The sequence below is a fragment of the Paenibacillus sp. SN-8-1 genome, from assembly GCF_050995535.1.
Taxonomy (GTDB): Bacteria; Bacillota; Bacilli; order Paenibacillales; family Paenibacillaceae; genus Fontibacillus.
In genome coordinates this window covers 4307564-4321785 of the sequence record NZ_CP194782.1, presented here as the reverse complement: position 1 = coordinate 4321785, position 14222 = coordinate 4307564, and the positions used below count along the sequence as shown (strand labels likewise).

General features: G+C 50.2%; 16 protein-coding genes. 9 read left to right on the top strand and 7 right to left on the bottom strand.

All coding sequences use genetic code 11. The features are described from left to right. Window positions 1-35 precede the first annotated feature (35 nt). The gene (locus ACRRNK_RS21155) at window positions 36-1070 is read right to left on the bottom strand and encodes a zinc-binding alcohol dehydrogenase family protein (protein WP_433944563.1); all 1035 of its coding nucleotides are present in this window, start codon (window positions 1068-1070) and stop codon (window positions 36-38) included. 115 nt (window positions 1071-1185) lie between these two features. Between ACRRNK_RS21155 and ACRRNK_RS21150 the strand changes: the two genes are divergently transcribed. Then, a complete protein-coding gene (locus ACRRNK_RS21150; protein ID WP_433944562.1) occupies window positions 1186-1563 on the top strand; it encodes a winged helix-turn-helix transcriptional regulator in 378 nt (125 codons plus the stop codon). Between the two features lie 131 nt (window positions 1564-1694). On the opposite strand, the gene ACRRNK_RS21145 is transcribed toward ACRRNK_RS21150, so the two are convergent. Continuing rightward, window positions 1695-2738, bottom strand: coding sequence for an LLM class flavin-dependent oxidoreductase (locus ACRRNK_RS21145; RefSeq protein WP_433944561.1), 1044 nt, complete (start codon window positions 2736-2738; stop codon window positions 1695-1697). A gap of 210 nt (window positions 2739-2948) precedes the next feature. Here ACRRNK_RS21145 and ACRRNK_RS21140 point away from each other — a divergent pair, with 210 nt between their 5' ends. From ACRRNK_RS21140 to ACRRNK_RS21125, 4 genes are all read left to right on the top strand, one after another. Then, window positions 2949-4112 (top strand): GGDEF domain-containing protein, encoded by a 1164-nt coding sequence (locus tag ACRRNK_RS21140; protein WP_433944560.1) that lies wholly within the window; start codon window positions 2949-2951, stop codon window positions 4110-4112. A gap of 275 nt (window positions 4113-4387) precedes the next feature. Beyond that, the gene (locus ACRRNK_RS21135) at window positions 4388-5422 is read left to right on the top strand and encodes an NADH:flavin oxidoreductase/NADH oxidase (protein WP_433944559.1); all 1035 of its coding nucleotides are present in this window, start codon (window positions 4388-4390) and stop codon (window positions 5420-5422) included. 168 nt (window positions 5423-5590) lie between these two features. Then, entirely contained in the window at window positions 5591-6535 is a 945-nt protein-coding gene (locus tag ACRRNK_RS21130) for a helix-turn-helix transcriptional regulator (protein ID WP_433944558.1), read from the top strand. A gap of 98 nt (window positions 6536-6633) precedes the next feature. Then, window positions 6634-7173 carry a DinB family protein gene (locus ACRRNK_RS21125; protein WP_433944557.1) on the top strand — a complete coding sequence of 180 codons (540 nt, stop codon included), beginning with the start codon at window positions 6634-6636 and terminating at the stop codon, window positions 7171-7173. A gap of 383 nt (window positions 7174-7556) precedes the next feature. Here the strand turns inward: ACRRNK_RS21125 and ACRRNK_RS21120 are convergent, their stop codons facing one another. Together ACRRNK_RS21120 and pepT are read right to left on the bottom strand one after the other, a co-directional pair. Then, the gene (locus ACRRNK_RS21120) at window positions 7557-7982 is read right to left on the bottom strand and encodes a VOC family protein (protein WP_433944556.1); all 426 of its coding nucleotides are present in this window, start codon (window positions 7980-7982) and stop codon (window positions 7557-7559) included. Between the two features lie 239 nt (window positions 7983-8221). Continuing rightward, complete coding sequence (gene pepT, locus ACRRNK_RS21115) at window positions 8222-9457, bottom strand: peptidase T (RefSeq protein ID WP_433944555.1); 1236 nt, start codon at window positions 9455-9457, stop codon at window positions 8222-8224. Window positions 9458-9625: 168 nt separating this feature from the next. Here pepT and ACRRNK_RS21110 point away from each other — a divergent pair, with 168 nt between their 5' ends. Then, window positions 9626-9952: an MGMT family protein gene (locus ACRRNK_RS21110; protein WP_433944554.1), complete on the top strand. Its 327-nt coding sequence runs from the start codon at window positions 9626-9628 to the stop codon at window positions 9950-9952. Window positions 9953-9997: 45 nt separating this feature from the next. On the opposite strand, the gene ACRRNK_RS21105 is transcribed toward ACRRNK_RS21110, so the two are convergent. After that, window positions 9998-10354: a winged helix-turn-helix transcriptional regulator gene (locus ACRRNK_RS21105; protein ID WP_433944553.1), complete on the bottom strand. Its 357-nt coding sequence runs from the start codon at window positions 10352-10354 to the stop codon at window positions 9998-10000. Between the two features lie 198 nt (window positions 10355-10552). Here ACRRNK_RS21105 and hxlA point away from each other — a divergent pair, with 198 nt between their 5' ends. The 3 genes from hxlA to ACRRNK_RS21090 all read left to right on the top strand — a co-directional run bounded on the left by hxlA (window position 10553) and on the right by ACRRNK_RS21090 (window position 12025). Next, window positions 10553-11185 carry a 3-hexulose-6-phosphate synthase gene (gene hxlA / locus ACRRNK_RS21100; RefSeq protein WP_433944552.1) on the top strand — a complete coding sequence of 211 codons (633 nt, stop codon included), beginning with the start codon at window positions 10553-10555 and terminating at the stop codon, window positions 11183-11185. An 8-nt stretch (window positions 11186-11193) separates the two neighbouring features. After that, window positions 11194-11751, top strand: coding sequence for a 6-phospho-3-hexuloisomerase (gene hxlB, locus ACRRNK_RS21095; RefSeq protein ID WP_433944551.1), 558 nt, complete (start codon window positions 11194-11196; stop codon window positions 11749-11751). Window positions 11752-11833: 82 nt separating this feature from the next. Beyond that, the gene (locus ACRRNK_RS21090) at window positions 11834-12025 is read left to right on the top strand and encodes a 2-hydroxymuconate tautomerase (protein WP_433944550.1); all 192 of its coding nucleotides are present in this window, start codon (window positions 11834-11836) and stop codon (window positions 12023-12025) included. A gap of 152 nt (window positions 12026-12177) precedes the next feature. Here ACRRNK_RS21090 and ACRRNK_RS21085 read toward each other — a convergent pair whose 3' ends face one another. Continuing rightward, a complete protein-coding gene (locus ACRRNK_RS21085) occupies window positions 12178-12615 on the bottom strand; it encodes a hypothetical protein (protein ID WP_433944549.1) in 438 nt (145 codons plus the stop codon). Between the two features lie 311 nt (window positions 12616-12926). Beyond that, window positions 12927-14201, bottom strand: a complete 1275-nt coding sequence (locus ACRRNK_RS21080; protein ID WP_433944548.1) for an MFS transporter — start codon at window positions 14199-14201, stop codon at window positions 12927-12929. Between the last annotated feature and the right edge of the window lie 21 nt (window positions 14202-14222).

Below are 14222 nucleotides of genomic sequence, written 5' to 3'. Positions count from 1 at the left end.
TTAGGTGAACCGGCAAGTATAAGCATGCTCTTCGGTCACCAATGCTCCAGAACGACCTTTCCGATCATGCTTCCAGACTCCACAAGCTGGTGGGCTGAGCGTAGATTGGCTGCATGGATTGGTTCCAGGCGGCTGGCTAAAGTGGTCCTAATGCTGCGATTATCGACCAAGTCGGCAATTTGATTCAGGAGCAGGTGCTGCTGGATCATATCTGGGGTCTCATATTTAGCCCTGGTGAACATGAATTCCCAGACGAACGCTGCACTTTTATCTTTAAGCAGATTGAGATCCAGAGGTTCATGGGTCTCTACAATCGAGCAGATAATCCCTTGCGGGGCAATCGCACTGGCCATATTAGCCCAATGCTGGTTCGTGTGGTTCAGGCAGAAGATATAATCTACTTCTTGCAGTCCCAGCTGCTGAAGCTGACCGAGGAATGGCTCATAGTGACTGATGACATGATGGGCGCCATGCTCTCCTACCCACTTGGCAGATTCAGGCCGTGAAGCTGTGCCGATGACGGTTAATCCAGCGAGGCTCGCCAGCTGGGTTGCAATAGATCCGACGCCTCCGGCGGCTCCGATAATCAGTATCGATTTGCCGTGATTATCTTCAGGAATTAATGAGATACCCAGCCGATCGTAAAGTCCCTCCCAAGCCGTGATGGAAGTCAGCGGCAGGGCGGCAGCTTCGGCAAAGCCCAAGGACTTCGGCTTCCTTCCGACAATTCGTTCATCTACAAGCTGAAATTCACTGTTGCTTCCAGGGCGCGTAATGCTCCCCGCATAGTAGACTTCGTCTCCAGCCTTGAACAGCTGACAGTCCGGGCCGGCAGAGACGACTACACCAGCCGCATCCCAGCCCAACACACGGGGCTGATCCTCAGTCTTGTCCTTGGGTGCGCGGACTTTGGTATCTACCGGATTAACCGAAGTAGCATGTACCTCAACGAGGAGGTCCCTTCCTGTGGCGAGCGGCTTCTCCAATTGCAGGTCCAACAGGCTGTCTGGATGATCAATAGGCAGGTACCGGTGAAGTCCTACAGCTTTCATTTGAGGCATAAAGCTCATTCCTTTCTTTATATTGATTTTGGCACAATTATATGGGATAACAGGTATATATGTAAGTACGCACATTTATGTTATGTAGTATCAATTTATATACCTTAATGAGAGGATGACTGGCATGAGAAACCGCAAGACCGGATATGGAGAGACATGTCCTAATAAGGAGGGCTGTCCCGTTGAATATACACTGGATGTCATAGGGGGTAAATGGAAGGGTGTACTGCTGTATCACTTAATTGGCGGAACCAAACGATTCAATGAATTCCGCAAAATATGTCCGGACATCACACAGCGTATGCTGACCCTGCAGCTTAGAGAGCTTGAACATGACGGCATTGTTCACCGCGAGGTCTACCATCAAGTTCCTCCCAAGGTGGAGTACTCACTCACCGATTTCGGGCGCACACTGGAGCCTATCATTATGAGTATGAAGCAGTGGGGCGAGACATATAGGACGAAGACATTAAGCGAAGAAGAGCCCCAAGCTAGTGTGTAGGATTCAGCTAGAATTCACAGGCAGTCTTTAGTTCGATCCATATAGATTTAAGTGATTCTGACAAAATAGATGCGCTTATACAGCAGATAAGGGGCGCCCGGGTTTCAGAAACCTTGGGCACCCCTTATTAATTAACCCTTCAGCTGCATCGCTTCTGCAACAAGCTCGAAGGATCTGAGCCTTGCTTCATGATCATAGACCTGAGCTGCGGCAATCAGTTCATTCGCTCCCGTCTCTTGAACAATCTGCTCCATCCGGGCACGAACGGTCTCCTTGGTTCCCACCACGGTATAGCGGAGCATGTCCTGGATGACCGCCTTCTCGCGGGCGCTCCACAGCTGCTCCATATCCTCTACCGGCGGGCTCAGCGGGCCTGTGCGGCCGCGAATCAGGTTGAGAAATTGCTGCTGCTGTGAGGTAGCAAGGAAATGAGCTTCTCTTTCCGTATCTGCAGCTACCGCATTGAGGCCCACCATAACGTAGGGCTCGCTTAGGTGCTCGGAGGGCTGGAAGTTCGTGCGGTAAAGATCCAGTGCGGGCAGCAGATAATCCGGGGCAAAGTGGCTGGCAAAAGCAAACGGCAGGCCAAGCTGTCCGGCAAGCTGCGCACTGAATCCGCTGGAGCCAAGGAGCCAGATCGGGATATCCATCCCCTCGCCGGGAACAGCCCGGACGAGAGCCTGGCCCGATCCCAGGGCCGGATTAAAATAAGCGCGAAGCTCGGCTAGACGTTCCGGGAAGTCCTGTCCATCGCTTGCCGCGCCGCGCCGAAGGGCGCTGCAAGCTGGCTGGTCGGACCCCGGCGCTCTGCCAAGGCCCAGATCAATCCGGCCGGGATACAGCGATTCGAGTGTGCCGAATTGCTCGGCAATCACGAGCGGAGCATGATTTGGCAGCATAATGCCGCCTGATCCGACGCGAATCGTCTTCGTGCCAGCCGCAACGTGGCTGATAACCAGCGATGTGGCGGAGCTGGCAATGCCCGGCATATTGTGATGTTCAGCGAGCCAGTAGCGGTGGTAGCCCCACTGCTCAGCATGCTGAGCAAGATCTAATGAATTGCGAAAAGAATCCGCAGGAGTTCCCCCAAGTATAATCGGGGCTAGATCCAGTATCGATAAGCGGACGCCGTCCCGAGATGAAGATGGCTGATGATCCGGCTGTTCTGTATGCATAATTTATAGTACCCTCCTCATCGATAGAGCCATGAGTTTGCGGCAGAAGCCGCCGGCTCCCACTTTTATTATAAACATTTTGGGCCCTTTACGGTCCGCATAAGCCTAAGTAAGCTTCAGATCGCACCAGCCGAATATACAAAACTTGATCTTTTTTGCTATAATTAGCCGAGAACTGCCAGATTATGATTAAAAGATGGTGAAGCAAGCATGAAGGTCAATCTGGACATGATAACCGTATTTATCTCCATTGTAATTGGGAATCTATTTACTGTGATCCTGGTAAGTGCATATCGGCACAAGCATATGAAGGACATCGCGGTAAACTGGTTCTTCGTCTCAAGATGCCTTCAGTCGCTCGCATGGGGCACTCTGATTTTCCGGGATATTCTCCCGGGAGGCGTGTCGATTCTGTTGATGAATTCCATCCTATTCCTTGGATATGAATTCGAGACCATTGCACTGATTCGGGTTCAGGGTGCTTTTACAAGGAAAGTGAAGAAATTCTACTTCTGGTTAACGGTCCTGTTTATTGCGGGATTTACGGGAATCTATTATTTCTATAATTATGAGAATGTTCGTATAGTGTATGCTTCGCTCTTTACAGCGGCGCTGATCGTATATCCCGTTTACGGGATGATTACGAAGCGTTCAGCCTCCACGTTGATGAGAGTGATGGGCTGGTTCTATGGGATTGTAGGCTTGTCGCTGGTGGGACGGGCCATGATGACAATCGACGCGTTCGGGATGATGAGTCTGTTCTATCCGGGGTTTTATCAGAACCTTCAGTTTATCTCCATGTATTTTATTATGATTCTCGGCAATACGGGCTTCATTCTGCTCTCCAAGGAGCGGGCGGATGACAGTCTGATCCGTCTGGCAAGCTACGATGATCTTACAGAAGTGCTTAACCGGAGAACATTCATCCAGCAAGCGGAGTCTGAAATTAAGCAATTAGCTGGTAAAGGTCAGCCGGTATCCTTCATATTGTTTGATATCGATGAGTACAAGACCATTAATGATACATATGGCCACGATGTGGGAGATCAGGTGCTGAAGCATATGAGCAAGCTTGTTCAGGACAACCTGGGAATCAAGGGATTCCTTGGGCGCTACGGGGGAGATGAGTTTGCCATCCTCCTCCCGGGTCATCAGGAGATTGAAGCTGAGAATATTGCCGAGCAGCTACGTACAAGTATCAGCGGAGCCCGGGCGACGGGATTTTCGCTGCAATTCACGGTAAGTATGGGGCTCGTGACGGTTTTAGCCACCCAGGATACAAGGGTCAGCCGATTGTATCAGCTCAGTGATCAGGCTTTATATGAGGCCAAGAGAGGCGGGCGCAACCGGATTGTCTGCAGCAAATCAAGCTAGGAGTTATATTCTCCTGGCTTTTTTTCTTGCAGTTAGAGCGGATTGCGATCTTTGATTGATTTCCGGAAATTAAGGTTACATTAATAAATGCGGTGGATAACTGTTTAGTATAAATTATTATACTTAGTTACATAAATGTACGTACTTGTGTGAGGGTGTGTAATGATTAATAATGAGTGTAATTACGTAACTTAATCCTATATTAGGTTATGAGCAACTCATTCTTGTATTAGATCATGTATAGCCCACTCTTCAATAGATAAAGGAGATAACTTATGACGACTTCATTATTTACCCCGTATAGCATTAAGGATTTACAGCTTAAGAACCGTATTGTTATGGCTCCTATGTGTCAGTATTCCGTTTTGGCTAAAGACGGCATTCCGAATGACTGGCATTATGTTCACTATGTAACCCGGGCTGTGGGGGGAACAGGGCTGATCATTATTGAAATGACAGATGTGGAGCCGGATGGCCGGATCACGGATTACGACCTCGGCCTATGGTCGGATGATCATATTCCCGCCTTTGCCCGTATTGTTCAAGGTATCCACGCGAATGGCGCCAAGGTGGGAGTTCAGATTGCCCACGCAGGCCGCAAGGCGGAGGATGCAGCTGAGCCCGTGGCTCCATCAGCCATCAAGTTCCCGGGAGATGCGTACAAGACGCCTCGTGCGCTGACAACGAGTGAGGTACAGGATCGGGTGCAGCTCTTCGCAGATGCGGCACGCCGCGCGGTTCAGGCCGGGGTGGACACGATTGAGCTGCATGGAGCGCATGGATATCTGATCCACCAGTTTCAATCACCTTTAACGAACAAGCGAGAGGATATCTACGGTCAGGATCTCTCGAGATTTGGAGTCGAAGTCATCCAGGCCGTCAAGAAGGAGATGCCTGCGGGGATGCCTTTGATCTTCCGGATCTCGGCGGTGGAATATGCCGACGGGGGCTATGATATTGACCATGCCATTGAACTGTCCAAGGCTTATACGGCGGCTGGAGTCGACCTCATCCACGTAAGCTCGGGCGGAGAGGGTCCTGCCGGAGTAAGAAAGCCAGGCAATTTCCCAGGTTACCAGGTTGCATTCGCAAGACAGATTCGGGATGCGCTGAATGTTCCTGTTATTGCCGTAGGCATGCTCGAAGATCCTGCGCTGGCTGAATATGTTGTGGGCAATGAGGATGCCGATCTTGTAGCGATTGCGCGCGGCCTGCTTCGAGATCCTTACTGGGCGACCCACGCAGCCGTAGCGAAGCAGCACGGCGATCACGATCGTCATATTCCTGAGCAGTACACACGTGCGTACTAAGCTCAGTTATCAATAGATAAGAACCCTCTTTGCCTAATGCGGCATAGAGGGTTCTTTTGCATGATGGAGGTTATGGATTAAGGTAAATATGAGCCTTTTTGATCCTGCTTGTGGTAGAATTTCACTATATAAGTGGAACGATCACCCCAAAGAGCAAGGAGGATAGTTGTGAACAAAACAGACCGTCTGTTAGCCATTTTGCTTATCCTTCAATCCAGAAAAAGCCTGAGAGCGGAGGACTTAGCCGCTGAATTTGAGACCAGCGTCCGGACGATCTACCGGGATATGCAGGCACTTAGTGAGGCAGGAGTGCCTGTAATCGGCGAGCCAGGCATGGGTTATTCCCTGATGGAGGGGTATTTCCTGCCTCCGGTGAGCTTCACTTCCGAGGAAGCGGTCGCTCTTCTGATCGGGACAGATTTTATTGGACGGTACTTCGATGATATGTACGGGAGCCGGGCCGAGACCTCACGAAGAAAGATTGAGGCCATTCTCCCGGAGAATATACGCTCTGAAGCCGAGAAGGTAAGAGCGACGATCCGGCTGCTCTCGAAGTCCGGGGGGGAGACATCCGGGGAGTATGCTTCACTTGGGAAGCTTCGCCTCGCTATTCTGCAGCAGCGGAAGGTACGTCTTAAGTATATGCGGATAACTCCAGGAACCCACCATGAACAGCGCAGTGATCGGATTGTCTCGCCCTACGGTCTGATGCTTGTTCAAGGCAAGTGGATACTGCTAGGCTACTGTGAGCTCAGGCAGGAGATCCGCCACTTCAGAGTCTCCCGGATAACAGATCTCACTCTGCTGGAGGAGAGGTTCCATCTGCCCGCTGAATTTGATCTACAGGCTTACTCACCTCCTGATGACAGGAATCAGGTGGTTATCGTTCAGGCCAGCCCGGCGATTGCGGATCATCTTAAGGAGACAGGCAATTTCTATCTGGACCGTATAGAGGAGCAGGAGGACTCGCTGATCCTGACCCTGCGTGTCCGAAGACCAGAGGATGTTCTGTCCTGGATTATGAGCTACGGGGGGAACATGAACGTGCTGGAGCCGGAAATGCTGAGAATCCGTGTTCGTGAAGAGGCTTTAAAAATACTAAAACACTACTGACATAATGCTGTCAGGAGCAATGATTTATATTTAGATCAGGAAGATGAGCTGTGGATCCGGATCCAGGCTCTTTCATAAAGAAGGGAGCATCTTAACGCATGAATATAAAGAATACGCCGGTCATTGTGCAGGATTTGAAGCAGTTAACGAGCCACTATCTGGAGAATGTAGAGCGTCTCAGTCTGCAGCAGCTCCAGTGGATACCCTCAGAGGGCGAGTGGTCACTCGGGCAGATGTATATGCACCTGATCGGAACCGCTTTACATATGCAGCTGAAGAACGCGGAGCGTTGTCTGTCGGGGAACGGGGATCCATTCGATGAGCCAGCCAAGACGGAGGCAGGCGCCAAGATTTTTGAAATCGGAGGCTTCCCGCCTGTGAAGATCCAGGTCCCACCTTCCCCTCAATATACACCTGCTCAGCCTGAGAGCAAGGAGCAGCTTACCGCGGGTCTGCATCAGGCGGCGGCGAAGATGGAGGAGCTTGAGGCACGGATGAATGAATCCGACGATTACCATAAGGCGGCACATCCAAGGTTGGGCGCTCTATCCGCAATGGAGTGGTTCGCCCTCACCGAGATGCATTATCGTCATCATCTGCTGCAGGAGGAACGACTGATTCAAGCGTTAGGGGCGTGAATCGGGTGCTCAATGGCAGACCCATTCAAGCCAGACAAAGTTAAAATGAGTTCAATTATCGAAACAGCGGCAGCAGGCGGGAGAATATCAAGCCTTGACTACCGCTGTTTCAGTATTCACGGGAATAGCCGAGAGCCCATGACTCTATTTCTCTACATAGGTTGAACTTGAGAATCGCCTATAGGCAAGAGTGGGAAATGATTCTGGAGAAGCGAAGCGTTCAGCTACAAGCTTTCTGAAAGAAAGCTGTATCGGAAGCATATTCTTTGTGCCCGGATCTCCACCTTATAAATTTAATTAGGAAATCTGGGAAGAGCAGCGAACGTAAGAACGTTTCACACGGCTGCCTTATGTGTAAGTCTCAAAAGTTCAACCTATTCTAATTAAGAATTCAGCACTTCCAGATAGTGCGGATTGTGCATAATCCCCAGCACATTACCAAATGGATCTGTGACGGAAGCTGTGATAAATCCTGAATCCCCCCGAGATATCAGCGGTTCGTACTCATCCGCCCCCATAGATTTCAGAGTCTCAAGAGTCGCTTCTATATCATCCACATGCCAATACATGATGGCACCCCCAGGGCCAGCCGTTGCCTGAGCAGGAGCATAACGGCGATCGATCAGGCCCAGCTCATGCTGATAGTCCCCAACGCGGAATTCCGCATAGACCAGTTGACCATCTGGCCCTGAGCGTTCGAAGTAAGGCGCGATGCCCAGCAGATCCGAGTACCAAGCTTTTGCCTTCTCCACATCATCCGCCCAGTAACTGATAGTCGCAAATCCCCGTAATGTTTGTTTGTTATTCATACCCGACTCCCCCTTAGATCATGTTTTAATGGTTCATATGTCTATTATAAGCAGCCAATCCTGACACAAGTATGTCAGTGTTCTGGGCATGTTCCAGGTATTTTTGAGGAATCATCGAAATGCCAACGTCTGAGACAGCAATAAGCCGCCCGGATATCCGGCGGCTTATTGCAGTTCAGTGGTGACCCGCATAAATAGCAGAGAAAGTCACACGGAGTGGTGGCTATTTATGGGTAGAGCTAGGCTTCTTTTTCCTCAAATAGCTGTACGATTTCAACGATCACCTTGACGGCCTGGATCATATTGTCTACGGAGACGAACTCAAATTTGCCATGATAATTCTCTCCGCCGGTGAAGATATTCGGAGTAGGCAGGCCCATATAAGACAGCTGGGAACCGTCGGTACCGCCTCTTATCGGCTTCACATCCGGCTCGATGCCGAGATTCACCATCGCTTGATAGGCTATATCGACAACCTCTTTAACGGGCTCGATCTTCTCTCTCATATTGTAGTATTGGTCATTCATATCCAGCAGGACACCGTCAACCCCATACGTCTGCCGGAATTCCTCGACCAGCATTTGAATCATTGCTTTGCGCTCCTCAAACTTCGCGCGGTCAAAGTCACGAATGATGTAGGACAGGGTTGTTGATTCCACGTCACCATTCACGGACAGCAGGTGATAAAAGCCCTCGTAGCCCTCCGTGAATTCGGGCGCTTCGCTAGCAGGCAGGCGGCGGTTGAACTCCATCGCGATTTTGGCGGAATTGATCATCTTCCCTTTCGCAGTACCCGGGTGGATGTTGTTACCCTTGAAGGTGACTTTGGCGGCGGCCGCATTAAAGCTCTCATACTCAAGCTCCCCTAGTGGTCCGCCGTCCATCGTATAGGCATAGGTCGCGTTAAAGGCCTCGACATCGAAGCGGTGAGGGCCCCGGCCAATCTCTTCATCAGGGGTAAAAGCCACCCGTATCGTGCCATGCTTCACCTCCGGATGCTGAATCAGATAGGCCATCGCGGTCATAATCTCCGCAATCCCGGCTTTGTCGTCGGCCCCGAGCAGGGTAGTTCCATCCGTGGTAATCAGGGTATGCCCGATGTAATTGGACAGCTGAAGGTACTCCTTCGGAGAGAGCACGACATTCAGCTGTTCGTTCAGGGTGATATTTCCGCCGTCATAATTGTCTCTGATCTGGGGGTTCACTCCTGCTCCCGTGAAGTCAGTGGCGGTGTCCACATGGGCTAGGAACCCGATGGTGGGTACTTTCTTATCGGTGTTGGATGGGAGTGTGGCCATAACGTAACCATTCTCGTCTATAGTAACCTCGGTCATTCCGATGGATTTCAGCTCATCAACCAGCATATGGGCAAGGGTCAGCTGTCCGGGCGTGGACGGACACGACTCATTGTCCTCGCTGGATTGAGTATCTACTTTCACATAGGAAGTGAACCGTTCAATGATTTCGTCTTTCATTTCCTTCATCTCCAGTCGTAGTTTGAGGGTCTAGCATACCTCTAAGGATAATTAAGGTGGCTTAAGTTATCAACTAGAGGCGCCTTTTGAAGTGGTATTTCCCGTGGAAATGGGCTACCATTCCAATTAGATATCCTTTATTTTAATACAGAAACCAGGTGAAATTCGATGACTCCATTCACGGCCCGGATTATTCAGGTTATTCAATCCATTCCAGAGGGGAAAGTTATGACGTATGGCCAGATTGCAGCCTGTGCGGGTTCGCCGCGGGCAGCCAGACAGGTTGTGAGGATTCTTCACTCCATGAGCGGCGCACATCAGCTGCCCTGGCACAGGGTGGTCAACAAGGCGGGGGAGATTGCTCTGAAGGAGGACGAATCGAAGTCGCTTCAGATGCTGCTGCTGGAGAGTGAGGGCGTTGAGCTGCTGATGGGCCATCGTGTGGATCTGGCCGTGTATCAATGGGACGCGGAGCATGTACAGGAAGAAGAATAGACAAGTCCGGCCATCTTGGCTGGGCTTGTCTATCTTTCATAGGAGCTACTCCCGTATATTCACTTTATTGTCCATTGCATCTCTAATATAATTCTTGCCCCAGTCATACATCAGATCGAGGATGGGAATCAGGCTTCCTCCATACTCAGTAAGCGAATATTCCACCTTAGGCGGAACGACCGGATAGACCTTCCGATTAATAATTTTATCCTCTTCAAGTTCCCGGAGCTGTGTAGTGAGCATGCGCTGGGTAATATCCGGAATCAGGGATTTCAGCTGGTTGAACCTTTTGGTCCCTTCTTTTCCGAGATGCCATAGTATAATCATTTTCCATTTGCCGCCGATGACGGACAAGGTTACTTCCTTCTCGCAATTGTACATTCTGTCATAATCTCTTGCCATTACTATCACCTCATGACAGGAGTATATCATAACAGTATCATTCACGACACTATATGCTTTTAAAGTGCCTACTTACATCAATGATACCCAGGATGCTATATTGAGTTCTGCTGGAATACTTGATTCTGATCCAAGACATAGTAAGCAGGTGTGGATCAAGAGCCATCATACAATCATATACCCTGGGAGGAATTATTCATGAAATTACAATTAGCGCTTGATCTTGTAAATATACCTGAAGCATTGGAAGTTGTGGCAGAAGTTCAAGAGGATATCGATGTGGTTGAGATCGGGACACCTATCGTGATCAACGAAGGTCTTCACGCTGTAAAAGCCATTAAAGACGCATTTCCACAGCTTGAGGTTTTGGCTGACTTAAAGGTTATGGATGCAGGTGGTTACGAAGTCATGAAGGCTTCTGAGGCTGGGGCAGACATCATCACGATTCTGGGTGCAACAACCGACGAGACTATCCAAGGTGCGGTAGCAGAAGCTAAGAAACAAGGCAGACAAATTCTGATCGACATGATCAATGTCAGCGATATTGCCAAGAGAGCGGAAGAAGTGGACAAACTGGGCGTAGATTATATCTGCGTGCACACGGGTTATGACCTTCAGGCAGTTGGCAAAAGCTCATTCGAGGATCTTCGCACCATCAAGTCAGTGGTCAAGCAGGCCAAAACAGCTGTAGCCGGAGGCATCAAGCTGAGCACTATGCCAGAAGTGATTCAAGCACAGCCTGACCTGATTATTGTTGGCGGCGGAATTACCGGAGAAGCTGACAAGAAGGCCACAGCTGCCGAAATGAAAAGACTCATCAGCCAAGGCTAAGACCAGCGATGAGGATGATCAATTATGCTAACAAGATCATTCGTGAACTAGAGCAGGCAGTGGATCACCTGCCCGCTGCGGAGACTGAATTTCTTGCAGAGCGAATTCTAGCTGGAGGAAGTGTGTTCGTTGCTGGTGCGGGTAGGTCTGGATTGATGACCCGTGCCTTCGCCATGCGGCTGATGCATATGGGTATTCCTGCGTATGTAGTTGGAGAGACCTCCACACCTGGACTTGAAGAAGGGGATATACTGTTAATCGGATCGGGCTCAGGAGAGACGAAGAGCCTTCTGCCTATGGCAGAGAAAGCGAAGTCGCTTGGTGGAACGCTGGTTACTGTTACAATTAATCCGGATTCCACGCTGGGCGTATTATCTGATATTACGGTGAAGCTTCCAGGTGTAGTGAAGGATAAAGCAGATGGGACGGGCCGAAGCATTCAGCCGATGGGCTCGTTATTCGAGCAGATGCTGCTAATCTTTTTTGATGCCTTGATTTTACGGTTAATGGAGAAGAAAGGTCAGAGCTCGGGCAAGATGTTCGGAAGGCATGCAAACCTAGAGTAGGAGCTGCCGATGGTCTGCATGTTGTGGAAAGCCGGCTTGATTGAGCTTCCTCATGAATCTGTAACTGAAAGGGTGGATGAAGGTGCCATTTATAACGGTAAAAATACTTGAAGGCAAGACCAAAGAGCAGAAGCGTGAGTTCATTAAGCGGGTGACTGAGGCGGCTGGGGAGACGATGGGTATCCCGGCTGACAAGGTGTTTATCTTCTTTGAGGATTTGGCGCCGGACAATTACGGCAAGCACGGTCAGTTATATGTGGATATGGAATCCTAGAACAAATTAGCAGTAGGAAAAAAATCCCCAGCCGGTGTAGGCTGGGGATTCTTGCTGTACAGATATTAAGCGGAGTCTGCCTCCAGGCTACACGCTCTGAATTAGATGCCTCCGGCCGCCTGAACTGCCAAGCGGACCACATAGGAATAAATCTAGCTATACCGCTGGCCATACACGCTGCTTGCCACAATGGCGGGCAGCTCAGCCTTCTGGGCCTCATACTGCTCATAGGTCAGGCTGCCGGCTGCAAGCCGTTCATCCAGCTGCTGCTCGAGCTCTGCAAGCTGAAGGTCAATGACCCGCTGAGTGTCACCTTGATTAGCACTTGCAATTTGCGCCAGCGATTGACCGCTGTATACGGCTTGGTACAGTTCCTCGTCAGATGAGGTGCCGAGCGCCGCATGAAGCGGATCTCCGGCAGGCAGATCGGCCTGGGCCTGGCTCTTATTGAGCTGGGGCTTAATTTTATCGAGATTGATGCTAATAAGTTTAACAAGCGGGCTGGCATATATTTTCTCACTGTGCAAGCCCGTGCTTATCGTAACGACTACGGCAATGGTTCCACTTATAATAATACGCTTTGGATGCATTTGGTAATAACCTCTTTTCGGGGTTGGTTGTATGTACAGGGCAAGGTCGATGGCTTAGATAAGGGCGACAACGTCATGGTGTATATTACGAATGACTCCGGTAAAAGTTACAACCTTCTCGAGCTCCTGTTCAGGCTCCGTTGTTGCAGCTTATGATCATTATATGCGCCGAACCTTAGTTTTAGCTGAAAAGCACGAAATCGACACATATAGGCTTTTCTCGTAATATTCAGCTGAAGTAAGCCAGCTATCTGTATCCCGGCCCCGATTATTTACCACAGGCCCCGGTAGTTGAATCGCTTGGAGGTTATTTACTCAGCGGATACCGATGCAGCGTGTGCTTGAGGCTTCGCTGCCCGGTGTCTTCGGTCAAGAGAGGGAAGCACGAACCAATAGTATAAGCTGACAGCCAGAATACAGATTCCCAGCAGGACGTACAGCATATCGATGGATACATATTTTGGGAAAGCCATCGCCAAAAGCCCCAGGGAGACGGATTGGCCCAGCATCATTAGAGGATCAATCCATGCACTGACCCGGCCCATGCTTCCCGGTTCTACGAGTTCGGGCAGCCATCCGCCGAAGACCACGTTGACGGGGGCGAGAATAGATCCGACGATAAGGACAAGCACGAGATAGATCCATATTTCAGATATGAAACCGAGAAGAAGTGTGAATACCGCAGACAGGATGAGACCTGTAATCAAGACAGATACCTTGGAGAATTTCTTGATCAATAGAGGTCCCACAGAGCTCCCAATCAGGAATCCGATTCCGAGGAAGACCGTGATCAGGGCAGAATAAGTTTGATAATGCTCGGGGCTAAGCTTATATCTCATCGTAAATATAGGCAGAACCGCAAATACCCCGTTGATCAGACCGAATACCAGAAAGCCGGAGATAATAGCCATCAAGAGCCGATTGCTGCGGATATACGTCAGGCCCTGCCAGAACTCCTTGGCTATGCTGCGAATATGCAGATCGCCAAGCTTCGCTGGGCCGTTCGGAAGCCGAACTTCGGGTTCGAACTTACATCTGGCAATGAGCAGCCCTGAGATGAGGAAGCTGACTCCATCAATCATGATGGCACCTTCAATGCCCAGGTAGGTGTAAAATATCGATCCGAGGCCTGTTCCGAACAGCATGAAGATCCCCGTCACCGATTGATTCAGGCCAGCTGCCTGGACATACTGATCCTCCTTCATGATGCCCTGCAGCAGACTCGTCTCGGCCGGCACGAAGAATTTGGATACAGCGCTGCGTAGGAACAGAATGCTGAAGGCCGCTATAATCCACTCCTGGTGAACGGCTATAAGAAGCAATACGGTAAGTCCAGCCCGAATCCAATCGCTGTTCATCGCGATCCGCTTGCGGTCCAGCTTGTCGGCCAGTACGCCCACGAATAAGAAGACTGCGAGGGTGGGGAGGGAGTACATCAGCTCGGCAACCGTGGCGTAGACAGGCTGATTGCTGAAGTGATCCAGCAGGTAGAAGACAAAAGCCATATTGCCAACCACGGTACCCAGCTGGGAGGTGAAGTTCGCGAGGAACATCTTGGTGAACGTTAAGTTTTTGAACAACTGCATAATGATGGGCTCCTTTATTAA

Coding starts and splice junctions, on each gene's coding strand:
- ACRRNK_RS21155 (WP_433944563.1), bottom strand. CDS start 1,070: ATGAGCTTTATGCCTCAAATGAAAGCTGTAGGACTTCACCGGTACCTG.
- ACRRNK_RS21150 (WP_433944562.1), top strand. CDS start 1,186: ATGAGAAACCGCAAGACCGGATATGGAGAGACATGTCCTAATAAGGAG.
- ACRRNK_RS21145 (WP_433944561.1), bottom strand. CDS start 2,738: ATGCATACAGAACAGCCGGATCATCAGCCATCTTCATCTCGGGACGGC.
- ACRRNK_RS21140 (WP_433944560.1), top strand. CDS start 2,949: ATGAAGGTCAATCTGGACATGATAACCGTATTTATCTCCATTGTAATT.
- ACRRNK_RS21135 (WP_433944559.1), top strand. CDS start 4,388: ATGACGACTTCATTATTTACCCCGTATAGCATTAAGGATTTACAGCTT.
- ACRRNK_RS21125 (WP_433944557.1), top strand. CDS start 6,634: ATGAATATAAAGAATACGCCGGTCATTGTGCAGGATTTGAAGCAGTTA.
- ACRRNK_RS21120 (WP_433944556.1), bottom strand. CDS start 7,982: ATGAATAACAAACAAACATTACGGGGATTTGCGACTATCAGTTACTGG.
- pepT (WP_433944555.1), bottom strand. CDS start 9,457: ATGAAAGACGAAATCATTGAACGGTTCACTTCCTATGTGAAAGTAGAT.
- ACRRNK_RS21110 (WP_433944554.1), top strand. CDS start 9,626: ATGACTCCATTCACGGCCCGGATTATTCAGGTTATTCAATCCATTCCA.
- ACRRNK_RS21105 (WP_433944553.1), bottom strand. CDS start 10,354: ATGGCAAGAGATTATGACAGAATGTACAATTGCGAGAAGGAAGTAACC.
- hxlA (WP_433944552.1), top strand. CDS start 10,553: ATGAAATTACAATTAGCGCTTGATCTTGTAAATATACCTGAAGCATTG.
- hxlB (WP_433944551.1), top strand. CDS start 11,194: ATGAGGATGATCAATTATGCTAACAAGATCATTCGTGAACTAGAGCAG.
- ACRRNK_RS21085 (WP_433944549.1), bottom strand. CDS start 12,615: ATGCATCCAAAGCGTATTATTATAAGTGGAACCATTGCCGTAGTCGTT.
- ACRRNK_RS21080 (WP_433944548.1), bottom strand. CDS start 14,201: ATGCAGTTGTTCAAAAACTTAACGTTCACCAAGATGTTCCTCGCGAAC.